Source organism: Thalassovita gelatinovora (assembly GCF_001458355.1).
Classification (GTDB): Bacteria; Pseudomonadota; Alphaproteobacteria; order Rhodobacterales; family Rhodobacteraceae; genus Thalassobius; species Thalassobius gelatinovorus.
Map to the genome: position 1 here is coordinate 286896 of NZ_CYSA01000028.1, position 23904 is coordinate 310799.

Consider the following 23904-nt stretch of genomic DNA (forward strand, 5'->3'; position numbering starts at 1 on the left):
GCCATTGATAAGCCCTGTTCCTGTCTGAATTCTGCGCTATGATACGCCCAAGAGGCGAATGATGAGCAGTGCCACAGATTCACATGTGAAATCCCGCCGGGTGTTCTACATCCCCGGTTACGATCCGATTCATCCGCGCCGTTATCGCGAGCTTTATCGCAAGGAATCCGCCCGTCAGGCCGAAATTTCCGGCTACGAGATCGGGCTGAAACCGAAAACCACCAAGGGGCCTTATGGGTGGCATGTTTCCGCGCTGATCGAAGATCAGGCGATCGAGACCGATATCGAGGTGCTGTATTGGGCCGATATCGTGCGCGACAGCATGGAACAGGGGATCGCGGCGACCTATCTGCAGCTTGTCCGCACTGCTTGGGCCTATATCGGATCGGGGGCGCTGTGGCGGTTGATGCGGCTGCGCAAGGGGCCGGTGATTGCGGCGCTTTATCCAATCGTTTTCCTGTTGGGGCAGTTGGCGTTGGCGCTGGCACTGGCTTGGGGGATCGGGCGCGGTTTGGCGTTGATCCATCCGTGGGCGGCCTGGGCTGGGGTGGTGGTGGTGCCGTTCGTTCTGGGCTGGTTCCGCAAGCACGATAACAAGTTTTTCGCCTATTACCTGATGCATGATTATGCCTATTCGGCCCGGTCCAAGGGGGCCAATTCGCCCGAACTCGAGGCGCGGATGGCCGAATTCACCGACATTATCGCGGCGGCGCTGCAAACGGATGTCGATGAGGTTCTGGTGGTGGGGCATTCGTCAGGCGCACATCTGGCGGTGTCGCTGCTGTCGGATCTGATCCGGCAGGGGCGGATTCCCAGTGATGGTCCGGCGCTGAATTTCCTGTCGCTGGGGCAGGTGGTGCCGATGGTGTCGTTTCTGCCCAAGGCGCAGCGGCTGCGCGCCGACCTGCGCTTTCTGTCGGAACGTGACGAGCTATTTTGGCTGGATGTGACAGCGCCGGGCGATGGCTGTGCCTTTGCGCTGTGCGATCCGGTTGGCGTGTCCGGCGTAGCGACGCAAAAGGCGCGCTGGCCGCTGGTGATTTCGGCGGCCTTTACCCAGACGCTGAGTCCGGAGCGCTGGAAAGAACTGCGCTGGCGGTTTTTTCGGCTGCATTTTCAATATCTTTGCGCCTTTGATCGGCCCGGTGATTACGATTATTTCCGTATCACCGCCGGACCGTTGACCCTGTCGCGCCGGTTTGCCGACCGGCAGCCGTCGCAATCGCGGATCACGGCGGCGGTAAACAAATTCACCTCGGTCGCGCCGTGACCGGCACGCTACCACCCAAACCCCCCGCGCGGCCTGACCGGGTGTCGCTGTGGCGATATCTGCAATTGTTCCGTCAGGATATCCTGTCGGCGCAACCACAGCGGCTGTACCGCGCCTGGATGGCGGAATTCCGCACGCCTTTTTTCCGCTCCTTCATGTGTAACGATCCCGACCTGGTCGATCTGGTGCTGCGCCATCGGCCCGACGATTTTCCAAAATCGAACCGGGTCGGCGAAGGGTTGCGGCCCCTGTTAGGCAATTCGGTGTTCGTCACCAATGGGGAATTATGGAAGCGGCAAAGGCGGATCATCGACCCAGCTTTTGAAGGCGGGCGGATGCGTGATACCTTCCCGGCGATGTGGGATGCTGCGGTGGCGGCGGTCGAGAGGTTGGCTCCTCTGGCCACCGGCACCCCGGTCGAAATCGAGGCGCAGACCAGCCACGCGGCAGCGGACGTGATTTTCCGCACCCTGTTTTCGATCCCGATCGAACATCAGGTGGCGGGGCAGGTGTTCCATGAATTCCGGGAGCATCAGCGCACACAACCGGTGCTGAATCTTGGTGCGTTCCTGCCCTTGCCGCGCTGGATGCCGCGGTTTCACCGGCGGCGTACCAAACAGACGGCAAAGGTGATCCGGCAGTTGATCACCCAACTGACTGCGGAAAGGATGCAGGCGATCGAGATGGGCTGCGCGCCGGATGATCTGGCTACCAAGATCATGACCACCGCTGATCCGGTGACCGGCGACCGCTTCGACACTGAAGAAATGGTTGATCAGGTCGCGATCTTTTTTCTGGCGGGGCATGAAACCAGCGCCTCTGCACTGGCTTGGGCGCTGTATCTGCTGGCAATGCATCCCGATTGGCAGGATCGGGTCGCCGCCGAGGCAACGCAAGAGATCGAGCCGGAAAAGGCTTATTTTTCGACCCTGTCCAAGCTGCGGGTCACCCGGGATGTGTTCCGCGAGGCGCTGCGGCTTTATCCGCCGGTGCCGATGATGGTGCGACAGGCGGCATGCCCAGAACATTTCCGCGATCGTGATGTGCCAAAAGGCAGTCAGATCGTGCTAAGCCCGTGGCACCTTCACCGGCAGGAACGGTTGTGGGACCGGCCGGATGAATTCGACCCGGCGCGCTTTGCCACTGAAAACGGTAAGGCCTGCCTGCGCAGCGCCTATATCCCGTTTTCCGCCGGCCAAAGGGTTTGCCCCGGGGCCGGGTTTGCGATGGCCGAAGGGCCGATCATTCTGGCGATGCTGTTGCGCGCGTATCGGTTTGAATTGGTGCCAGACCGGCCAGCCATGCCGGTGGCGCACCTGACTGTACGGGGCAAGGATGGGATTTGGCTTAAACTGACACCACGCTAGGATGTCAGTCAGTCAGTCTGTCTGTCGCGGTAGTGGCGCAGCACATATAGCCGAATTTCCGAGGCCAACCCGCTGTCGAGATCGCGCACGGCATCGATTTCGGCGGCTAGGGCATTGATCGGCTTGTCCTGTTCTGCGGCGATGTCGCGGAAAGCTTGCCAGAATTCATCTTCGAGCGACACGCTGGTGCGATGGCCGCGCAGGGTCAGCGACCGCTTGACCGGGGCGCTCATTCGCGTTTTTTTCCATCTAGGTCGCGGGCGGCTTTTTCGACCCGCACCGTGTCGAGCGATTTTTCGGCCTTGGACCGGCCGAATTTTACCGCGTTTTCATCGGCGCGGGTCCTTTTGTCGGCCCGAGCCTTCTGTTTGCGGAACTGATTGAGGTTGACCGGTTTTCTCATGGCCAGACTATGAAACGGGTGGGGGCAAAAGAAAAGGGCGGCCGCGATGGACCGCCCTTGATTGTCAATGTACCCGCGCAATCAGTCCTTGGGACCGATCATGTCTTCGGGACGCACGATCCGGTCGAAGGTTTCCGCATCGACAAAGCCGAGCGCGATTGCTTCTTCTTTCAAAGTGGTGCCGTTTTTATGCGCAGTCTTGGCCACCTTGGTGGCGTTGTCATAGCCGATCGTCGGGGCCAACGCCGTTACCAGCATCAACGATTCCTTCATCAGCTTTTCGATCCGCGCTTCGTTCGCCTTGGTGCCCACCACCATATTGTCGGTGAAGGCCGAAGCCGAGTCGCCCAGAAGCTGCATCGATTGTAGAACGTTATAGGACATCATCGGGTTATAGACGTTCAATTCGAAATGGCCCTGGCTTCCAGCAATGCCGACGGCGGTATCGTTGCCCATGACATGGGCGCAGACCATGGTCAGCGCTTCGGCCTGGGTCGGGTTGACCTTGCCGGGCATGATCGACGACCCGGGTTCGTTTTCCGGCAGGATCAGTTCGCCCAGACCCGACCGCGGGCCAGACCCCAGCAGGCGCATGTCATTGGCGATCTTGAACAGCGACGCAGCAACGGTTTTCAACGCGCCAGAGAACATCACCATCGCGTCATGCGCGGCCAAGGCTTCGAACTTGTTGGGCGCGGTGACGAAGGGCAGGCCGGTGATTTCGGCCATGTTCGCCGCAACCATTTCCGCCCAACCTTTTTTTGTGTTCAGACCGGTGCCCACGGCGGTACCGCCCTGCGCCAGTTCGTAAATTGCCGGCAGGCACATTTCGACGCGCTTGATGCCCATGCGGACCTGATGCGCATAGCCGCCGAATTCCTGTCCCAAGGTCAGCGGGGTCGCGTCCTGGGTATGGGTGCGGCCGATCTTGATGATGTCCTTGAAGTCTTCAGACTTGGCTTCCAGCGCGGCGGCCAGTTTGGTCAGACCAGGCAGCAGCACGTCGCGCGCCTGCATGGCGATGCCGACATGCATCGCGGTGGGGAAAGTATCGTTCGATGATTGCCCCATGTTGCAGTGGTCGTTGGGATGGACCGGTTTTTTTGAACCCATTTCGCCGCCGAGCATTTCAATGGCGCGGTTGGAAATCACTTCGTTGGCGTTCATGTTCGACTGGGTGCCAGACCCGGTCTGCCAGACCACCAGCGGGAAATTGTCGTCGAATTTGCCGTCGATCACTTCGCTGGCGGCAGCGATGATGGTATCGGCGATTTCGGCGTCCAGCGTGCCAAGTTCTTTATTGGCCTGCGCGCAGGCTTTCTTGACCACGCCAAGCGCGCGGATGATCGGCACCGGTTGGCGTTCCCAGCCGATCGGGAAATTCATGATAGATCGTTGGGTCTGGGCGCCCCAATATTTGTCTGAGGGGACCTCGAGCGGGCCAAAGCTGTCGGTTTCTGTGCGGGTTTGAGCCATCGTGTCCTCCGGTATATCAAGTCAGGATTGTCATAACGCATGAAGCGCAAACTGCAATACTGTATGCTATTGGATACCGCTAACAGAGGCACATAATCGTGGGACCGATCACAGATAAAAGCGGGGCAGGCCCATGCCCGCCCCGAAGGTGCGGAGTTTAATGGCTGGCCCGGTAGAAGCTAAAGACCCGCGCAGGCGGCAGGTTGGCCCAGACGGTGGCACGCTTGTCGGCGCGCAGGCCCAGTTCGGCCTGCATGTCGGGCGAAATCGGTGCGTTGGCACTATAGGTGATCTGGGTGAAAAAGCCGTCCCGCGCCATCACCCGGAAGGCGCGACCGACGACGTCACGCTGAATTTGCGGCCGGGCCAGAACCGGCACGCCGGAAATCACCGCGCCGATATCGCGCAGTCCGATCCGTTCGATATCCTGCGCCGGACGGTTCAACACCGTCACGCCGGGAAATTTTTCCCGCAGCGTTTCGCAAAAACGCGGGTTCATTTCCATCAGGGTCAGCCGTTCCGGCGCGACGCCACGGTCGAGGATCGCACGCGTGAAGCTGCCGGTGCCCGGGCCGATTTCGACAATCGGGCCTTGCACCTGTTCCACCCCTTCGGTCATCCGGCGCGCCACGGCAGCCGACGACGGCGCAATCGCCACGACCTCGGTCGGGCGGCGTATCATTTCACCAAGAAATACCGCGAAATCGCTTGCCATGCTGGTTGCCTTCCATCTGCAATATAATGCGCAGAAAGTGGCAAGGCGATGTAACCGTTTGACTACGAATTTAGCCTGTCATGAAAATTTCATGACTGTGCAGGGCTATTTGCGAAAGCTATCCAAGCTGACGACTTCTGCATCATGTGGATTGTGGTCGTCTTCGGGGGTGTCGTCTTCTGGCGGTGTTGGATCTTCGCCGTCTTCGTGATCTTCGGCGCTTTCAAACCGTAAGCCGAATTCAACCGACGGATCGACAAAGGTCTTGATCGCGTCATAGGGCACGTACAGCGGCTCCGGCTGATCGCCGAAATTCAGCGTGACATGGAAACCGTCGTCTTCGACCAACAGGTTGTCATACCAATGCTGCATCACCACCGTCATTTCTTCGGGGTAGCGTTCACGCAGCCAGTCAGCCAGCTGTGCCGCCGGGTGGGTGGTGTCGAAGGTGATAAAGAAATGATGCGCCCCGGGAAGACCGTGATCCGAGACATCCTGCAGAACCTCTTGAATCAGGCCCCGCATGGCCCGATGCATCAGGTTGCCATAATCAATGCTGCGCGACATGCTTTCACCCTTTCAAGTCTTGCACTGAGCATAAGCGATTCAAGACAAAACAAAAGAGAGCAGCGGAAAAAATTCTGTGGTTTGACGGAACCGGTCAGCGCGCTGGTCAGTGTACTGGCCAATTGCATCGCTTCGGGTGCCGGACGAAGCATGCAAAAGGACAGGGCAGAGAGGAATTGCCGTTCACCCAGCAATCACGGTTTCCGGCCACTTCGCGGTGCGTCAGGGCAATCTGTGCCGCCGAGCCGACAAAAGACAGCAGGCAGATCCGGCCGATTATCAGGACCAGGTTGACCAGCGAACCGACCGGTTCAGCGTCCAAGGCGGTATCCGTCAGGCGATTTCCATCCCCGACATACCCATCGCAATGGTGTTTTCCGGCAATGTTCCCATCTGTTCGAAGAAGCTGATATAGTCGACGTTATTATAGGCTTCGACGATCTTGCCGTCGCGGAAACGGCAAAACACCATCAAGGTAATATGGATCGGCGTGCGCATGTCGCGTTTTTCCGCCTCGACTGACAGAAAACCGGCGGCCCAATTTCCCTGCTCTATGATTTTGTTCATCGTCACTTTGGGCGTGGTGATCAATTCCAGCACCGTGGCGACAAGGACTTTGAATTCATCCGGTCCTAGTCCCATATCCGGCAAAATGCCATCGGCATGAGCGTCGGGAATAAAAAGGTCATCAATCGCATTGAGGTCGCCATGTTCCCAGACGCGGCTGAAGAATGCTTCCAAAATTTCTGAATTCGTCATCGGACCCTCCTGTCCAAATCCTCGATAAAGGGACAGGGTAACGGCAAGACATTACCGAAGGCTGAAGAGCGATGAAGCTGTCGAGTGGGGAAAGTGCAGGTTTCTGTTGCCAGGTACCTGCGAACCCCGCCTTACGCGGCTAGGCGCAAGGGCTTAAGTTTCGATAACTCGAACTGCTTACGCAGCCAGAGCCATCGGAGCACGATTGTTATTGGCAATTGTACTATATGAACCGATAACGGTGGTATCTCACCGGAACAAAGCAAACCCCTTTAGACGTTCGTCGATCCTATTTCGGCCCCATGATCCCCCAATAAGGGATATTTGGTGGAGCCGCCGGGTACCGCCCCCGGGTCCGATCCGCTTATTACGAGCGCGTTTATGTCCATAGTCCCCGAAGAGACATCTCATATATAGGCGCGATGCGTGGCGGTGAAAAGGGGGCAGCGGAAAGGCGTGCGGATTTCGTGCTATTTGTTGCGACGATTGCAGCCTTAGCAAGACCCGCCAGTATCGCCGGCTGAACGAAGCAGTCGAGGTTTTAGGGCATTACCTGTTGGAAAAAGCAGCTTCGATTGACCATTCCAAGAGGATTTAGTCGATCAGGGTCAATCACTTTTTTTGTTCCGAGCGACAATCACCTGTCGGCCCAGTCGCAAAGTGTAACGTTCCAGTTCGCTCAGCGCATTCGTGACAGAATCGCTGTCCCGTCGCACCAGCGCATCAAAGATTTCGCCGTGGAGTTGTTGGATGTTTTCCCGTGATCGCGCCGTAAAGGTGATCATGTTCATCAACGGCAGCATGCCTTCGACGACACCGGCCAGTTGATAGGACAGTGCCGGGTTGCCGGCCCCATCCACCAGCGCCCGGTGAAATGCCACGTCCGAGCTGCAAAAATCTTCGTCGGTCAGATCGGGTTGCGCCTGTCGATCCAGTTCGATGCGCATGCGTTCCAGATGCGCCGCGTCGCGCCGCGCCGTGGCCAGCGGCACACAGGCACGTTCCATCGCGAATCGGGCTTCGCAGGCGACATCGAAGCTGACCTCATTCATCGATAACAACAGGGTGGAGGTGGTGATCATCTGCCCATAGGCATCTTCGAACCGCAATCGATTTACGAATGCTCCGCCGGACGCCCCCCGTTGGGTGCGGATCAGGGATTGCGCGGCCAATCGTTTCAGCGCCTCGCGTACGGTAGGGCGCGACACCTTGAATTGGTTGGCCAGTTCGGCTTCGGAGGGAAGCCTTTCATCGACGATCAACCGTCCCGAAATGATGGCGTCGCGGATTTCACCGGCAATTCGAGCAGAGAGGTCGGCGGGGATGGTCGAGGATTTTTTCATTTGTCAGACATTTGGCCTTGCGGGGGCGCGGATCATTTGTCAGACATTTAACCGGACCGGTGGCAAGCTGGCAAGTCAGCAAGTGGAATTGGTGTTGGATGCCAGCGCGAAGCCTGTGTCGCCGGATTGTATCGAGAACGGTTGGATCAAGGTCCGGTCGATGGATTTGGGGCTCACACCCCTTGGAGTTATACTGCGGCGTAGCCCGCCAGCTTAATCGAAGGAAAACATCATGTTCAACGCATTGATCGTCGACAAAGACGAAGACGGAAAAACCCATGCCGGGGTGAAACAGATCGGGCTGGACGATCTGCCCCAGGCCGATGTGACCGTCGCCGTCGAATATTCCACGGTGAATTACAAGGACGGGTTGTGCCTAAGCCCCAATGGCGGTGGGCTGGTACGGCACTATCCGCATGTGCCGGGCATTGATTTTGCCGGAACGGTCGAAACCTCTGACGATGATCGCTACAAGCCCGGCGACAAGGTGGTTCTGACCGGCTGGCGCGTCGGCGAGGCGCATTGGGGCGGTTATTCCCAGAAGGCGCGGGTCAAGGCCGATTGGCTGGTGCCGCTGCCCGAAGGGTTGAGCCCCAAACAGGCGATGGCGGTGGGCACCGCCGGGTTGACCGCGATGCTGTCGGTAATGGCGCTGGAAGACCACGGGCTTCGGGACAAGCACGGGCCGGTTCTGGTCACCGGGGCCGCAGGTGGAGTCGGGTCGGTTGCCACCGCGATACTGGCGCATCTAGGGTACGAGGTTGCCGGCGTGACCGGGCGGCCGGAAACCGAAGATTACTTGCGCGGGCTGGGAGCCAGTCAGATCGTGGCGCGTGCCGAATTGGCCGAGGCCATCAAGCGGCCGATGGAGTCCGAGACTTGGGCGGGCTGTGTCGACGCGGTTGGCGGCGAGATGCTGGCGCGGGTGCTGGGGCAGATGAAATACGGCTGTTCGGTTGCGGCGGTCGGTTTGGCCGGGGGCGCGGCGCTACCGACCACGGTGATCCCTTTCCTGCTGCGCGGGGTCAATCTGCTGGGCATCGATTCGGTGATGCAACCTTATGAAAACCGGCTTCGGGCGTGGAACCGGGTCGTCACCGACCTGCCGATGGACAAGCTGGAAGCGATGGTGCAGCCCGCGACGCTGGCTGATCTGCCCAAGCTGGGGGCCGATATTCTGAAAGGTCAGGTCAAGGGCCGCGTCGTGGTCGACGTGAACGGCTGAGCCTGATCGGATATTAACACCGGGGGCGGCGTCAAATATGCGCCGCCTTCTCGATTGCTCGCTCAAAGGCGGGCAGTCGCCTGCAGCGGTGCTTGACCCGCTGCGAAATCAGCGGCAAGTCTTGTCCATGACATTGGATATTGAATTCGTGCGGGCACAGTTTCCCGCGTTTGCCGAGCCGTCCCTGCAGGGACAGGCATTTTTCGAAAATGCCGGCGGGTCCTATACCTGTGCCCCGGTGATTGCGCGGCTGACCCGGTTCTACCATCAACGCAAGGTGCAGCCCTATGGCCATTACAAGGCCAGCCGTCTGGCCGGTGAGGAAATGGACGAGGCGCGGACCCGGTTAGCTGCGGTGATGGGGGTGGACACTGACGAAGTCAGTTTCGGCCCGTCAACGACGCAAAACAGCTATGTTTTGGCGCAGGCGTTCCGGCAATGGCTGCAACCGGGCGAGGCGATCGTGGTGACCAATCAGGATCACGAAGCCAATACCGGCCCGTGGCGGCGCTTGGCCGAGGACGGGATCGAGATTCGCGAATGGCTGATTGATCCGGCAACCGGGCATCTTGATCCTGCCGATCTGGAAACCCTGCTGGATGAAAAAGTACGACTGGTCTGTTTTCCGCAGTGTTCCAATGTGGTGGGCGAAATCAACCCGGTGGTGGAAATTACCGCCATGGCCCACGCCGCTGGGGCCTTTGTTTGCGTGGACGGGGTCAGCTATGCGCCGCATGGCATTCCCGATGTCGGTATGCTGGGGCCGGATATCTACCTGTTTTCATCCTACAAGACCTATGGTCCGCATCAGGGTGTCATGGTGATCCGTCGGGCATTGGGTGACCAGTTGCCGAACCAGGGGCATTATTTCAACGCGGGTGTCTTGTACAAACGGTTTACCCCGGCCGGGCCGGATCATGCCCAAGTGGCGGCCTGCGCCGGGATGGTGGACTATATCGACCTGCTGGCCGATCACCATGGGGTGAGCGGCAGCCCGGCAGAGCGGGGCGCAGGCGTGCATGACCTGATGCGCGGCCACGAGGTCGCGCTGTTGCAACCGGTCTTGGATTTCCTGTCGGCGCGCAATGATCTGCGGCTATTGGGCCCGGCGCAGGCCAAGGGCCGTGCCCCCACGGTGGCGGTCGATCTGGGCCGTCCGGCGATGCCGGTCGCTGAGGCACTGGCGACGCAGGGGATAATGGCCGGGGCAGGCGATTTCTATGCGGTGCGCGCGTTGCAGGCGATGGGGGTTGACCCGCAACAGGGCGTGTTGCGGCTGAGTTTCGTACATTACACCAGCCCCGACGAGATTGCGCAGCTGTTGAAGGCGCTTGAACGCGTTCTATAACCCCTTGGAACACTCCGGGTTTCAAGGACGGTAAGGATGGGTGACAATATTCCGGTACTGGTCTGGCTGCGGCGGGATCTGCGGTTGGGCGACAATCCGGCGCTAGCGGCGGCAGTGGCAAGCGGGCGGCCGGTGATCCCGGTCTTCATTGCCGATGAGATGATGCAGGATCTGGGGGCCGCGCCGGACTGGCGATTGAAGTTGGGCGTCGCCCATTTCGACCGGGTATTACGGCAGGTCGGCAGTCGGGTGCTGTTTCGCATCGGATCTGCGCGGCAGATTTTGCAACAGTTGGTGGCAGAAACCGGGGCTACTGGCATCTATTGGAACCGGGCCTATCATCCTGATGAAATTACCCGCGATACCAATATAAAGAGTGACCTAAAAGCCCTTGGTATTGAAGTGAAAAGTTTCCCCGGAAACCTGTGCTTCGAACCTTGGACCGTGGCCAAGGGCAGCGGCGGCGGGTATCGTGTGTTCACACCGTTCTGGCGATCGGTCCGGCAATTGAGCGTGGCCGCTTCGGCCCCGGCACCGGCTCAGCTGCGTTCACCGCAGGACTGGCCAAAGGCGGACGATTTGCAGCTTTGGGCGGCACGGCACCGGATGGGGCGCGGGGTATCCGTGGTGCGGCCCTATCTGTCATTGGGTGAACAGGCGGCATGGGAGCGGCTGGAAACGTTTTGTGACGATGGTTTGTCAGGTTATAGCGCAGGCCGTGATATCCCGTCGCGTCCGGCAACGTCGGGGCTCAGCGAGGCGCTGGCCTGTGGCGAGATCAGTGCGCGGCAGATCTGGCACCGGGGGCGGGCCTTGTGGCAGGACGGGGCTGTGGGGGCGGAAACATTTCTCAAGCAACTGGTCTGGCGCGAATTCGCCTATCACCTGATGTTTCACGAACCGCATATCCTGACCCGAAACTGGCGGCAGGAATGGGATGGTTTTCCCTGGAACCAGGACGACCAGCATCCCGATGTCATCGCATGGAAACAGGGTCGAACCGGCATCGCCTTTGTCGACGCGGCGATGCGGGAAATGTATGTCACCGGGCGGATGCATAACCGGGGCCGGATGATTGTGGCGTCCTATCTTAGCAAGCATTTGATGACCGACTGGCGGATCGGGCAACGCTGGTTCGCCGACTGTCTGACCGATTGGGACCCGGCGTCGAATGCGATGGGATGGCAATGGGCAGCCGGGTCCGGGCCGGATGCCGCGCCCTATTTCCGGGTGTTCAATCCGGAGTTGCAATTGAAGAAATTCGATCCCGACGGGCGCTATCGCCGGGGTTGGATCGCAGAAGGGCAAGCGGAGCCGAGCGAAACCGCACTTTCCTACTTTGACGCGATTCCCAAATCATGGAACATGCGGGCCGGGAACCCCTATCCGACGCCCATTGTCAGTGCCGCAAAGGGGCGTGAACGGGCGCTTGCCGCCTATCAAAACCGCGGTTTCTAGCGGAAACCCATGAAATCCTTGCCCGAAATGAATTTTCTTGCCAGCCTGTGATCAATTCGCTGAGGGGAGTTAGCGGAATGATCCTGACAACGACTGAAAATCAAAGCAATCTGCCACGTTATTTCGCCCAAGTCTTTGATGTCACCAAACGCATGGCTAAGGGGCGATTGGATTTCGTGATGCCCGACGGGCGCATTTATCGTGCCGAGGGCAAGGAGCCCGGATATGTGGCCGAATTGCGGATCAGGAACGAAGATACCTTCGCCCGGCTGATCCGAGAAGGCGATCTTGGGTTTTGTGATGCTTATCTGGAAGGTTGGTGGGATACGCCCGATTTGCAAGCCTTTCTGGACCTGCTGCATTCGGGCAATGATGACGTATACGAAGGATTCCCAGGTATGTTTCTGGTGCGCGCCTATGAACGAATGCGCCATTTGATGAACTCCAACAGCCGGAAACAAGCCAAGAAGAACATCAGCTATCATTACGATCTGGGCAACGATTTCTATTCTCTGTGGTTGGACGACACGATGACTTATTCCAGCGCCCTGTTTGACACCGGACAGGAAAGTCTGGAAGTGGCACAGAAGGCGAAATACGCCTCGATGATCGATCGGATGGGGGCCAAGGAAGGCGACCACGTGTTGGAAATCGGCTGTGGCTGGGGTGGGTTTGCAGAATATGCTGCGGGTCAACGGGGGCTGCGGGTGACGGGCCTTACCATTTCTCAGGAGCAGTTGAATTACGCGCGGCAACGAATTGAAAAGGCTGGACTATCAGGCTTTGTTGATCTGAGGCTGCAGGATTACCGCGATGAGACCGGGCGCTACGATGGCATCGCGAGTATCGAGATGTTCGAAGCGGTGGGTGAAAAATACTGGCCGGTCTATTTCAACAAGGTGCGCGAGTGCCTGAAGCCCGGAAAAAACGCCACTTTGCAAATCATCACGCTTCAAGAAAAGCGTTTTGAAAGATATAGAAAGGGTGTGGACTTCATCCAAAAATACATTTTCCCCGGCGGCATGTTACCCAGCGCAACTGCGCTGCGCGCGGAAATCGCCAAGGCCAAACTGACCGAAATCGGGTCGATGGAATTCGGTGAAAGCTATAGCCAGACGCTGCGGCGCTGGCATGACCGGTTCAACGCCCGCTGGGAGGAGGTTGCCGCACTTGGGTTCGACGACCGGTTCCAGCGCATGTGGAATTTCTACCTGACCTCTTGTGCGGGGGCGTTTCATGGCGGAAACTGTGACGTGACACAGATCACCATTCAAAGGCCTGCTAATTGATGCTGACTGCTGCCCGTCTGTTTTCTGCGACTCTGATGGCGGCCCTGTGTTGGGTAGTATCTGATATGTTGCGCCCATTGATGCCAGAAAGCACGGTTTTCGGTTGGTTCAATTACGTCAACACCGCGCTTGGCCTGATCATAGGGTGGCGGATGATCGGGGCCAAGGCGGGGGCTGGGTTGGTCAGCGCAATCAGCAATGGCATCACCGCGATTGTCGGTCTGGTGTTTTTCGGACTTTTCGTTCACGCCCTGAACGAAATGCTGCGGCTGTCGATGCGCCGGGCCTATCAGGATCCGTTGCAGGGGATCGAGGATATGTTTCGCATTGGGGCCGAATACGGGGCGTTGGTGTTGAACCCGAATATTGCCTTGATTCTGATTGCCGGCGGAGTCGCGATTGCTATCATCACCGAAGTGATAAATAGCGTCTGGCGATAGATTCAGGCTTCTCGGGATACTGCTTTCATGACTGACATTTTCGTCTATGGCACGCTGCGCCATTTGCCGCTGCTTGAAACCGTACTGGGGCGGGCCACCGATCATCTGTCCGTTTCGCGCGCACGGTTGCAAGGGTATCGCACCTGCTTGGCCAAAGGACAGGCGTTCCCACTGATCTTTGCCGAAGATGGACAGGCGGCAGAGGGTATATTGCTGCGCGGGTTGAGCGCGACGGATCTGGACCGGCTGGATTATTATGAAAAAGTCTTTGGTTATAATCGTGGCCCAGTGCGGGTCGAGGGGGATGGCGGCCCGATCGAGGCTTTGATCTGGTGGCCTCCGGAAAACGAATACAAACCCGGTGCAGATTTCGATCTGGAACAATGGGCGGATAAATGGGGTCGGATCAATTGCCGCGCGGCGGATGAGGTGATGGGGTATAAAGGTCAGAAGAACCCGCTGGAACTGGGCCGGATCTATGGCATGATCCATGCCCGCGCCGCCAGTTGGGTCCTTGCCCGCGATGAAATGCCAGTGGAAACGCCAAGTGGATTGACCGAAGACGACGTGGTGGCCCATGGGCTGACCCGACCCTATGCCAATTATTTTTCCGTCGAGGAACAGCGGTTGCAATTTCGCAGGTTCGACGGTGGTCTGAGCGAGGAGGTGCTGCGCGCGACCTTCGTGGCAACGGATGCAGCGCTGGTTCTACCCTATGATCCGGTCCATGATCGGGTGTTGTTGCTGGAACAGTTCCGTGCCGGGCCGTGGACACGCGGCGATCATTGCCCATGGCAGATCGAACCGATCGCTGGGCGTGTCGATGCCGGTGAAAGCCCCGAAGACTGCGCCAGACGCGAAGCGCTGGAAGAGTCGGGGCTGGTGTTGAAGTCACTGATTCCGATTCATCTCGGCTATGCCTCGCCCGGATGTTCGAGCGAATTTTATCATATTTATCTCGGACTTGCAGATTTGGCTGACCATGAATCCGACACCGGTGGGATGATCAGCGAGGACGAAGACATTCGCAGCCATATCCTGAACTTCAACGCGGCGATGGCGCTGCTGGATCAGGGTCGGATCCGGGTGACACCGATGGCTTTGGCGCTGAATTGGCTGGCACGGAAACGTGATGGGTTGCGCGCAGAAGCTTGAGGTCTGGGCCAAGCCCGCCTAAACCTTCTCCGGAACGATAAAGGAACTGATGACATGCGTATTGCCAATGATCTGGCCGAGGCGGTCGGAAACACCCCGCTGATCCGTCTGAAACGGGCAAGCGAAGAAACCGGTTGTGATATCTATGGCAAGGCCGAATTCCTCAACCCCGGTCAATCGGTCAAGGATCGCGCAGCGCTGTTCATCATTCGTGACGCGGTTGCCAAGGGTAGGTTGAAACCCGGCGGCACTATCGTTGAGGGCACCGCAGGCAATACTGGCATCGGTCTGGCGCTGGTGGGGGCGTCGATGGGGTTCAAGACCGTCATCGTCATTCCCGAAACCCAGAGCCAAGAAAAGAAGGACATGATCCGTCTGGCGGGCGCGCAGTTGGTCGAGGTGCCGGCGGCCCCCTACAAGAATCCTAACAATTATGTGCGTTATTCAGAACGGTTGGCCAATGAATTGGCCAAGACGGAACCCAATGGCGTGATCTGGGCCAACCAGTTCGACAATGTCGCTAACCGTCAGGCCCATGTTGAGACCACCGGGCCGGAAATCTGGGACCAGATGGATGGCAAGGTGGATGGCTTCATCTGTTCGGTAGGATCGGGCGGGACGTTGGCCGGGATCGGCATGGCGTTGCAGCCGAAAGGGGTCAAGGTCGCTTTGGCAGATCCTATGGGTGCTGCGCTGTACAGCTATTACAAGACCGGTGAATTCAAATCCGAAGGCAGTTCAATCACCGAAGGGATCGGGCAGGGCCGGATCACCGCAAATCTGGAAGGGTTCACCCCGGATTTCGCCTATCAGGTTCCCGATGAGGAAGCGCTGCCGGTGGTGTTCAACCTGTTGCAGGAAGAGGGCCTGTGTCTTGGCGGATCATCGGCGATCAATATCGCCGGGGCGATGCGTCTGGCGCAGGAAATGGGACCGGGTCACAGCATCGTTACGGTGCTGTGCGACTACGGCAACCGCTATCAATCCAAGCTGTTCAATCCGCAGTTCCTGGCCGAAAGGGAACTGCCGCAGCCCGAATGGCTGACCCGAGACCTGCCGACGCCGCCGTCGGTTTTCGAGACTCCGTAAGATCATGGTAGGGGGCGCGCGGGATCTGTTGCGGTTGGTACTGGCGCTGCTTCTGGCGTTTGGGCTCACCTTTGCCGCAGGTTCGGGGAAGGCGCAGCAGGACACGGAGGTTACCGTGTCCGAAGCCGCCCTTGATTACGAGGTTTGGGAAAGTACCGCCAAACGCGCCGAAGCGGCGGTCGAGGCTGGCAAGGCGTCGGACCGCGCGCTGGAAGATTTGCGCGCCGAAATTGTCACTTGGCGCGAAAGTTTCTTGAAGGCGCAGGACGCAAGTGGCAATCGCATTGCCACATTGCAGGCGCAGTTGGATGTGCTGGGTCCGGAGCCTGAGACCGGTGACGAAAGTGTCGATATTGCCAGTCGACGGGCCGACCTGAATGCACAGTTGGCGCGATTGCAGGCCCCGGTTCTGGCAGCGGCCGAAGCCTATTCCCGCGCCAATGGGGTGATCAGTGAAATTGATCAGATCATCCGCGAGCGGCAGACCGAAGCGTTGCTCGATCTGGGGCCGTCGCCGCTGAATCCGCTGCACTGGAACACGGCGCTGACGGAATCGGTCGAGGGGTTGGTGGTGTTGGGGGCCGAGGTGCAGACCAACTGGAACACCGAATTGCGCCAGTATGAATTCCGTCAGAATTTGCTGGTGATCGTTCCGTTTACTTTGTTGGGGCTGGTCTTGCTGCTGCGGGGGCGGCGCTGGACTTCGCGGCTATCGGCGCATCTGATGGGCCGGGTTGAACGCGGTAAGGACGTTCTGAACTTCGTTGTTTCACTGATCAAGGTGGTGATGCCCTTGGCCGGGCTGTCGCTGCTGGTGGCGGCTGTTCACCAGAGCGGATTTGCCGGGCTGCGCGCCGAACAGTTGATTTCGGCGATTCCGATCTGGGGTGGTGTCCTGCTGGTGGTGCTGTGGATCAGCGACCGGCTGTTCCCCTATCTGCCGCAGCGGGCACCGTTTGATCTGGAAGAAAGACTACGCCCGGCGGCGCGGCGGCATATCAATCTGTTAGCGCTGGCGCTGGTGCTCGGGTCGGCGATCAGGCTGTTCGGCGAAGTGACAGGGCTAAGTGCCGAGGCTTCTGTGGTGCTGGAATTTCCCATCACGGTGCTGATCAGTGCTCAACTGACCCAGATGGCGCGGTTCCTGCTCAATCGTGTGGCCCCGCCCGCCACAGAAGACAGCGAGCAGGGGCGGTACCGGCTGAGCGCGGTGCGCGGGTTGGCGCAGGGGGCACTGGTGGTCGGGATAGCCAGCCCGGTCCTGTCGGCGATCGGGTACCGCGCCGCCGCCGATGCGATGTTGTATCCCACCGTGATGACCATTGGCCTTCTGGCCCTTGTTCTGGTGCTGCAGCAATTCATCGAAGATCTTTATGCGTTGGCGGTGCCGCGGGGTGAGGAGCGCGGCGAAGCCTTGGTGCCGGTGTTGATCGGTTTCGTTCTGGTTCTGGCGGCGCTGCCGCTGCTGGCGCTGGTCTGGGGCGCGCGGGTGGCTGATCTGACCGAATTGTGGAGCCGGTTCCTGGAAGGATTTCAGGTCGGCAGTACGCGGATTTCACCGACCGATTTCCTGACATTTGCCCTGATTTTTGCCATCGGCTATGTGGTGACCCGCGTGTTGCAGGGGGCGTTGAAGGGATCGGTTCTACCCAAGACGCGGATCGATCCGGGTGGGCAAAACGCGATTGTTGCTGGAATCGGTTATGTCGGGGTGACGGTCGCGGCACTGATCGCGATCACGGCGGCGGGGATCGACCTGAGTTCAATCGCCATCGTCGCCGGCGCGTTGTCGGTTGGCATCGGCTTCGGTTTGCAGAACATCGTGTCGAATTTCGTCTCAGGAATCATTCTTCTGATCGAGCGACCGATCACCGAAGGCGACTGGATCGAGGTCGGTGGCCAGATGGGATATGTGCGCGATATTTCGGTGCGCTCGACCCGGATCGAAACCTTCGACCGCACCGATGTGATCGTGCCCAATGCCGATCTGGTCAGCGGCACGGTGACCAATTACACCCGCGGCAACACCGTCGGGCGGGTCATTCTGCCGGTGGGCGTGGCCTATGGTACCGATACGCGCAAAGTCGAAGCGATCCTGCGCGAATTGGCAGAAGCGCACCCGATGGTGCTGATCAACCCCAAGCCAGGAATTCTGTTCAAAGGGTTTGGCGCGGATTCACTAGATTTCGAAATCCGCGCGATTTTGCGCGACGTGAATTTCAGCCTGTCAGTCAAATCCGATCTGAATCACGAGATTGCCCGCAAATTTGCCGAAGAGGGCATCGAGATACCCTTTGCGCAGCGCGATATCTGGCTGCGCAACCCCGAAGTGCTGCGTCCCGACGCGAAGCCCGATGACGCCGATGACAAGACCGAAGGAGAAAGCTGATGACCCGCCTGTTGTTCCGCGAAGATGCCTATATGCGCCGCGCGCCGGGTACGGTTTTGGCGCAGACGCCCGAAGGCGGGATCGTTCTGGACCAAACGGTTTTCTATGCCACCGGCGGTGGTCAACCCGGCGATAGCGGCCGGATCAGTTGGCACGGCGGCGAAATGATCATCGCCACCACGGTCAAGGGTGATGGGGATGACATCGTATTGGTACCGGCGGAGCCCGGCACCTTGCCGATGCCGGGTACTTTGGTCGAACAGGAACTCGACTGGGACCGGCGGCACCGGCATATGCGGGTGCATACTGCGCTGCACCTGCTGTCCGTGGTGCTGCCTTTTCCGGTTTCTGGGGGCAGTATCGGGGCAGAAAAGGGACGGCTGGATTTCGACATGCCCGAGGCGCCAGAGGATCGCGATGCGGTTCAGGCGGCGCTGAACGATCTGGTCGACCGCGACCTGCCGGTGACCGAGGACTGGATCAGCGATGACGAATTGAAGGCAAATCCGGGGTTGGTGAAAACTATGTCGGTGATGCCGCCGATGGGGCAGGGCAGGGTACGGTTGGTGCGGATCGGGCAGGGTGAAGATCAGATCGACCTGCAACCTTGCGGCGGCACCCATGTGGCGCGTACCGGCGAAATCGGTCGGGTGTTGTTGGGCAAGATCGAAAAGAAGGGACGGCAGAACCGCCGGGTGGCGTTGTTGCTGGACGACTGAGCACTATACGGTACTGGACCAAGTTTCGTCAGGCTGGCCTTGTTGGGCTTTTTCGGTCAGCCTTCCGGCCCGATGTCGGGGTGGTTGAATTTTTCGGCTTTGAGTTCGGCCTCGGTCTGGGTCTCAGGCAATCCCTGCCGCGACAACAGGATGGCGATCGGGCGCAATTCGGGCACTTGGCTGCAGATGATCAGCATCGCCACCATGATCGGCACCGACAGGAACATCCCCGGCAGACCCCAGACTGCGCCCCAGAAAGCGAGATTGATGATGATGCCGAACGAGCTGAGCCGCAAAGCGCGGCCCATCAGCATCGGGTCGATGATGCTGCCGTTGACGAACTGGATCGTGCCGACAATGAAGAAGATCACCGCCGTCGGGGCCGGTTCGCCGATCTGGACATAGGTCACCAATGCGACCAGAACCGTTGCGACGATCGACCCGATATTGGGGATGTAATTCAGCACGAAGGTCAGGATGCCAAGCGCCGCTGACAGTTCCAGTTTGAACAGTTCGGCAATAATATAAACCATGCCGCCGGTGACCGCGCTGACCAGTGTTTTGACCAACAGGTAATAGTTGACCCGGTGGATGATCGTGCTCATCACCTGACCGATCCGTTCGGCCTGATCCGGGTCGCCGCCGACGAAGTTCACCAGCTTGGTGGAAAACCAGATCCGTTCGGCAAACAGGAAGCCGACAAAAAGGATCACCAAGACCGTGGCCGACATCAGATTGCCGGCCTGGCTTGCTGCGGTGCTCAGGTAAGACGAGACATTGATCGAACTGACCGATTTGAACACCGCCTGTTCCACATCTTGCCCTAACCAGGAAAACATCGCCGCCACCGCCTTTGGGGCGCTTTCGGCATAGGCTAGGGTCGTGGTCAGTACCGTGTTGATCTGACTGAGGATAATCGACGTGGTGGTCAGCAGTGTGGTCGAAATCAGGATCAGAGCCAGCAGCGACGCGATTATGTTGGGAATGCGGACCGGTCCGATCCGTTGCCGCGCGATGAAGTTGATCGCATCGCTGGTCAGTGAAAACAGCACGATGGCGGTGGCCAGCGAAATCAGTAGAAACCGCGCTTGGACCAGCAAAAACAGCACTACCGCAAAGGCAATGATCAGCAGTGCCCCGGTCTGCACCCGATCAAGTTGCGTATTGTGCCGATCCACAACCGGCAGGCGGCGCGGACGGGACGGACGGCGGGGACTTTGGTTCATATCGCGGGATTTTCCGGCTGCAATCAGGGTTTTGGGGAATTATGTTCCATGCGGGTCCGGGATACAACGGCGCAGTGATGAAGTTGGGGTTGCAAACACAGGGAATCTGATTGTATGAGAGCGCCTACGGAGAGGTGGCCGAGTGGTCGAAGGCGCACGCCTGGAAAGTGTGTAGGCGGGAGACCGTCTCCAGGGTTCGAATCCCTGTCTCTCCGCCATTATCCCCATTGCGAACCAGTGACACCGCCCTGACGGGCACGGATTTTTCCGTGTTATCAAAGGGGTTTGCGGGAAGCGACCGAACCTCATAGACGCGCCGCCTGTCCGAAGCTGGGCTCAGAATGGCCCTCAGTCTCAGTTTGGGCGAACCTCGTCCATTCCGGTTCGGTCCACTTTTGATGTTACTTTTCAACGGCCTGACTTGAAGGCCCGCCAAAACCCAAACGCGCGTTCCGAACGACATCGATGACAACATAGCCAGAACACACGGTAGGCGCGTTGCTCGGGGTGCCAGCGTAAGTCGGCGGATTAGTGGGGTTGGTTCGCATCCCATTCGCGTGCGGAAAGCAGGCGTGAATAGAAACAAGGCCAACGTTCGGTGGACGCACTAACTGGATTGATGCCAGTGCAGAAAAATTTTCTAAGTCCCTGCGGTTAAGCCAGTGACCGCATTGCGCCAGCGCAGCACAACATCCCCAAGCGACCGTTTACAGGATGGCAATCCGTCTAGGTTCAGTTCCATCGAAGCGGCGGGCGAAAGCAGCGAAATGAAAACGGATCGTCATCCAGCTGGTCGAGCAGAGCGGCAATCCCATCATTTCGGTCGTTCTCAGAACACCTTGGACATGCCGTTCTCGCTCGCCAGTGAGACCTTGTTCTATCAGCTCGACTTGATCGCCCTGTAGCTCCAAATCAGTAGCGCCGCCCCAACAGCCCCAACGAAAAGCTGCGGAAGCCAAGACTGCTCAGCGTAGATCCCGATCCAACCCAGTATTAGATTCAGAACTATCGCACCCACGATACCGAGGATGATATTGAGGAACAGGCCGGTATCCGCTTTCATGATCATGCTGGCGATCCACCCTGCGAGTCCCCCGATAATGATCGAGCCAAGAATTCCCAACTCCATTATAATTTCCTTTCTTTTTTACTTTGGTCCCTTTTGGGATAACTGCGAGGAGGACCAGAAATCGCATGAAGGTTTTTGTACGCCGCTTTGACAAACCGGGAAAGTTAATGAACAAGCTGGCATCATGGCGGGGCGGATGACGTCATGATGGCTCATGCCGCGTGTCCTGTCTCAGTTTGACCGCAGAAACCTGTTCAAGAAGCCGGTACTCGCTCTCGGTCAAGGCTTTCTGTGCCCTCGACAGGGCATCGGCGGCCATGTCGGATGCCGGTTCCGCAAACACGTCGGGCGCGATCTCCGCCAGCGCATGCAACGCCTTCTGGACACGAAGTTGGACCTCTACCGAGGATGCACCGTCCCGAACAATGGGTCGGAAAGCATCGACGATTACATCGGCAGCTTCTATTCCCGGCACAAACACCGACCTATGGTCAATTTTCGCATCCGGGTTGTCTTTCCAGCGGGCCAAAATCCGCACCAGCCGCCCGACGACGCTGATCGCCGTCCCAGGATCATTCACTGCTGGCGACAGCGCGCGGGAGGCTATTTCAGAGATCACGATCAATCCGAAACGTGGGTCCTGCTCGAAGCTACGCTCCGCGCCGATTGTAAATGCAGTCCGAAGCCTCTGCAGCGCTTCATCGTCGTTTATCTCTCGCTCTACATGCAATAGGGGGACTGCCTGGTGCACGAATGACCCGGGCAAGGCATTGAGCCAAACCTTGACCTTCAAACTTTCGGCAACAGTGTCGAGTTTGCCGACATCGACATGCAAAACATATCCGGCCTCGCACGAAAGCACGGGAAGGCAGGTGTTCGGGATCCCGGCAGTAATTGGTCGACCTCCGAGAAACGGGTTGTTGAGCCGGTTCTCGAGGGATGTGATGGCGGCCGCTTCCACACGATCCAATGTGTCGCCCATTCTGCCGAAGGTCATCAGGTGGCTGATCCACCGCAGCAGCGCCAAGACGACCAGCGCGATCACCGCGGCGGTTGCCACGAACAGGACAAGGCGACCCGCGCTGTCGTAATACCCCGCTTGAAGCGCGATGATTCCAACCAAGCTGAACAAGAACGCGCCCAGGAAAGTCGCAAGAACATTCTGTGCGGTTGGGTCTTCCTGAAGCAGCGCCGTCGCCCGCGGCGTCGCGGTGCTGGCGGCCGCCGAGAAAGCGGAGATTGCAATCGCCAACGAGAAGGTTGTCACGGCAAGCATCGACGATGCGACGATACTGAGAACCTGATCCACTGAATCGGCGCCGATTTTTACTGTCCAGGCAGAGGGGATTAGAGGCGCAACCAATTGGGCAACGCCTGCCGTCACAATCGCCAAAACTGCGAAAGAGGCGACGCGGACCCAAACTTTGCGCAGTTGTCGCAATAGATGCCAGGTAATTTTGGAAGACATTGAACTACCTCGCTGCGGTCCGCCAAGCGCAATCCTGGTCCGACGGTTTGCGAGAACGCGATCGGTGGCAGCCAGGTCCTGGAGGTAGACACTCGATCTGTATACTGGAGCAACTTACGTCATGCCAGCGCCGTCACCACACCGGACCCGCAGGCGCCAAAAAAGGTCCTGGTGAGTCAACGCTCACTGTTGCACGAGCCTTGCAGATTTCGCCGTCGCACATGATTCGACCGACAGCATCGCTGCGCGTCTGTCATCTGGACGCGCTAAGGGGCCTGCACCCCGGTCTTTGGCTTGTACATGAGGCGACGATGCTTGGTCGATTTCGAGGTTCGGTTTCGCTTTTGCAGGTGTTTTTGATGGCGGTACGTGCGAGCATCAACTTCTTAACAACAAGGATTGAAGCCATGAGCGACCGTGACGCATACGTTGAGAAAATGAAGGCGAACATCGATGAGTGGAACGCAGAGATAGATAAGTTGCAGGCGCGCGCCAAGGAATCTCAGGCCGACGCAAAGATTGAATACGAGAAACAGCTCGAAGAATTGCGAAAGCAACGCGATGAGGGACAATCAAAGATGCAAGAGGCGCAAAAGGCATCTGACGACGCTTGGGACGATATGAACAAGGGCTTTCAATCAGCCTGGGACAACATCTCGAACTCGTTCCAAAGCGCCATGAAAAGGTTCAAATGAGATATGGGCAAAAGTTGGTGACGCATGATCAGGCGGCGGTTTGAAGTTGGCGGATCCCGTCGCGGAACTCAATCCCCTGAATGATCTCGGGCAGGCGGTTTTGACCGTCGAGCTTTCGCCATTTCTTCTGCGCCGACATCATCAGCTGGAAGGCCATGGCCAGACCGGTCTTGCGGCTGAGGCACCCCTTGGTTCGTTTCGTGCGGTGCCGGACGGTCGCGAAGGTGCTCTCGATCGGGTTTGACGTCCGGATGTGCTTCCAGTGCTCGGCCGGGTAGTCGTAGAAGGTCAGCAGCGCGTCCCGGTCCTTGACCAGCTTGGCCACCGCCTTGTCCCATTTCACGCCATAGGTTTCGACAAAGAAGTCGAAGGCGACGTTGGCTTTGGCTTTTGTCTCGGCCTGCCAGATGTCGTGCAGATGCGCCTTCGCCCTG

General features: G+C 58.5%; 23 protein-coding genes, 1 tRNA gene and 1 other RNA gene. 13 read left to right on the forward strand and 12 right to left on the reverse strand.

Annotation, left to right across the window (positions count from 1 at the left end; genetic code table 11):
• The first annotated feature begins 58 nt into the window (after nt 1-58).
• Together TG4357_RS18795 and TG4357_RS18800 are read left to right on the forward strand one after the other, a co-directional pair.
• The gene (locus tag TG4357_RS18795; RefSeq protein WP_074646948.1) at nt 59-1270 is read left to right on the forward strand and encodes a hypothetical protein; all 1212 of its coding nucleotides are present in this window, start codon (nt 59-61) and stop codon (nt 1268-1270) included.
• On the forward strand, nt 1267-2637 hold the full coding sequence (locus TG4357_RS18800) for a cytochrome P450 (protein WP_058264440.1): 1371 nt from the start codon (nt 1267-1269) through the stop codon (nt 2635-2637). The genes TG4357_RS18795 and TG4357_RS18800 overlap by 4 nt, the downstream gene beginning before the upstream one ends.
• Nucleotides 2638-2645: 8 nt before the next feature.
• Here TG4357_RS18800 and TG4357_RS18805 read toward each other — a convergent pair whose 3' ends face one another.
• From TG4357_RS18805 to TG4357_RS18840, 8 genes are all read right to left on the reverse strand, one after another.
• Complete coding sequence (locus tag TG4357_RS18805) at nt 2646-2870, reverse strand: ribbon-helix-helix domain-containing protein (RefSeq protein WP_058264441.1); 225 nt, start codon at nt 2868-2870, stop codon at nt 2646-2648.
• Nucleotides 2867-3040, reverse strand: a complete 174-nt coding sequence (locus TG4357_RS18810; RefSeq protein ID WP_074646958.1) for a DUF4169 family protein — start codon at nt 3038-3040, stop codon at nt 2867-2869. The genes TG4357_RS18805 and TG4357_RS18810 overlap by 4 nt, the downstream gene beginning before the upstream one ends.
• Before the next feature lie 81 nt (nt 3041-3121).
• Entirely contained in the window at nt 3122-4516 is a 1395-nt protein-coding gene (gene fumC / locus TG4357_RS18815; protein WP_058264443.1) for a class II fumarate hydratase, read from the reverse strand.
• Between the two features lie 157 nt (nt 4517-4673).
• Nucleotides 4674-5231, reverse strand: coding sequence for a class I SAM-dependent methyltransferase (locus TG4357_RS18820; protein WP_058264444.1), 558 nt, complete (start codon nt 5229-5231; stop codon nt 4674-4676).
• A gap of 105 nt (nt 5232-5336) precedes the next feature.
• Nucleotides 5337-5798, reverse strand: coding sequence for an SspB family protein (locus tag TG4357_RS18825; RefSeq protein WP_058264445.1), 462 nt, complete (start codon nt 5796-5798; stop codon nt 5337-5339).
• 333 nt (nt 5799-6131) lie between these two features.
• The gene (locus TG4357_RS18835; RefSeq protein ID WP_058264447.1) at nt 6132-6557 is read right to left on the reverse strand and encodes an ester cyclase; all 426 of its coding nucleotides are present in this window, start codon (nt 6555-6557) and stop codon (nt 6132-6134) included.
• Nucleotides 6558-6649: 92 nt separating this feature from the next.
• Nucleotides 6650-7000, reverse strand: a transfer-messenger RNA (tmRNA) gene (ssrA, locus tag TG4357_RS19240).
• Between the two features lie 165 nt (nt 7001-7165).
• Nucleotides 7166-7900 carry a FadR/GntR family transcriptional regulator gene (locus tag TG4357_RS18840; protein ID WP_058264448.1) on the reverse strand — a complete coding sequence of 245 codons (735 nt, stop codon included), beginning with the start codon at nt 7898-7900 and terminating at the stop codon, nt 7166-7168.
• Between the two features lie 232 nt (nt 7901-8132).
• Here TG4357_RS18840 and acuI point away from each other — a divergent pair, with 232 nt between their 5' ends.
• From acuI to TG4357_RS18885, 9 genes are all read left to right on the forward strand, one after another.
• A complete protein-coding gene (gene acuI / locus TG4357_RS18845; protein WP_058264449.1) occupies nt 8133-9125 on the forward strand; it encodes an acryloyl-CoA reductase in 993 nt (330 codons plus the stop codon).
• Between the two features lie 127 nt (nt 9126-9252).
• The gene (locus tag TG4357_RS18850) at nt 9253-10473 is read left to right on the forward strand and encodes an aminotransferase class V-fold PLP-dependent enzyme (RefSeq protein WP_058264488.1); all 1221 of its coding nucleotides are present in this window, start codon (nt 9253-9255) and stop codon (nt 10471-10473) included.
• A gap of 36 nt (nt 10474-10509) precedes the next feature.
• Complete coding sequence (locus TG4357_RS18855) at nt 10510-11931, forward strand: cryptochrome/photolyase family protein (RefSeq protein ID WP_058264450.1); 1422 nt, start codon at nt 10510-10512, stop codon at nt 11929-11931.
• A gap of 77 nt (nt 11932-12008) precedes the next feature.
• Nucleotides 12009-13220: an SAM-dependent methyltransferase gene (locus tag TG4357_RS18860; protein WP_058264451.1), complete on the forward strand. Its 1212-nt coding sequence runs from the start codon at nt 12009-12011 to the stop codon at nt 13218-13220.
• Nucleotides 13220-13660 carry a TrgA family protein gene (locus TG4357_RS18865; RefSeq protein WP_058264452.1) on the forward strand — a complete coding sequence of 147 codons (441 nt, stop codon included), beginning with the start codon at nt 13220-13222 and terminating at the stop codon, nt 13658-13660. The genes TG4357_RS18860 and TG4357_RS18865 overlap by 1 nt, the downstream gene beginning before the upstream one ends.
• A gap of 27 nt (nt 13661-13687) precedes the next feature.
• Nucleotides 13688-14815 (forward strand): gamma-glutamylcyclotransferase, encoded by a 1128-nt coding sequence (locus TG4357_RS18870; protein WP_058264453.1) that lies wholly within the window; start codon nt 13688-13690, stop codon nt 14813-14815.
• Nucleotides 14816-14869: 54 nt separating this feature from the next.
• Complete coding sequence (locus tag TG4357_RS18875) at nt 14870-15904, forward strand: cysteine synthase A (RefSeq protein ID WP_058264454.1); 1035 nt, start codon at nt 14870-14872, stop codon at nt 15902-15904.
• A gap of 4 nt (nt 15905-15908) precedes the next feature.
• Nucleotides 15909-18293, forward strand: coding sequence for a DUF3772 domain-containing protein (locus tag TG4357_RS18880; RefSeq protein WP_058264455.1), 2385 nt, complete (start codon nt 15909-15911; stop codon nt 18291-18293).
• Nucleotides 18293-19012: an alanyl-tRNA editing protein gene (locus TG4357_RS18885; RefSeq protein WP_058264456.1), complete on the forward strand. Its 720-nt coding sequence runs from the start codon at nt 18293-18295 to the stop codon at nt 19010-19012. The genes TG4357_RS18880 and TG4357_RS18885 overlap by 1 nt, the downstream gene beginning before the upstream one ends.
• A 56-nt stretch (nt 19013-19068) precedes the next feature.
• Here TG4357_RS18885 and TG4357_RS18890 read toward each other — a convergent pair whose 3' ends face one another.
• Nucleotides 19069-20238: an AI-2E family transporter gene (locus tag TG4357_RS18890; RefSeq protein ID WP_082644207.1), complete on the reverse strand. Its 1170-nt coding sequence runs from the start codon at nt 20236-20238 to the stop codon at nt 19069-19071.
• A 128-nt stretch (nt 20239-20366) separates the two neighbouring features.
• On the opposite strand from TG4357_RS18890, the gene TG4357_RS18895 reads away from it, so the two are divergent.
• Nucleotides 20367-20456 (forward strand) — tRNA-Ser (locus TG4357_RS18895).
• 662 nt (nt 20457-21118) lie between these two features.
• Here the strand turns inward: TG4357_RS18895 and TG4357_RS18900 are convergent.
• Nucleotides 21119-21367 (reverse strand): GlsB/YeaQ/YmgE family stress response membrane protein, encoded by a 249-nt coding sequence (locus tag TG4357_RS18900; RefSeq protein ID WP_058264457.1) that lies wholly within the window; start codon nt 21365-21367, stop codon nt 21119-21121.
• A 142-nt stretch (nt 21368-21509) separates the two neighbouring features.
• Nucleotides 21510-22775 (reverse strand): DUF2254 domain-containing protein, encoded by a 1266-nt coding sequence (locus TG4357_RS18905; RefSeq protein ID WP_058264458.1) that lies wholly within the window; start codon nt 22773-22775, stop codon nt 21510-21512.
• Nucleotides 22776-23182: 407 nt separating this feature from the next.
• On the opposite strand from TG4357_RS18905, the gene TG4357_RS18910 reads away from it, so the two are divergent.
• Nucleotides 23183-23470, forward strand: a complete 288-nt coding sequence (locus tag TG4357_RS18910; RefSeq protein WP_058264490.1) for a sll1863 family stress response protein — start codon at nt 23183-23185, stop codon at nt 23468-23470.
• 28 nt (nt 23471-23498) lie between these two features.
• Here the strand turns inward: TG4357_RS18910 and TG4357_RS18915 are convergent.
• On the reverse strand, nt 23499-23904 hold a 406-nt coding region (locus TG4357_RS18915; protein WP_199484683.1), incomplete at its 5' end, for a transposase.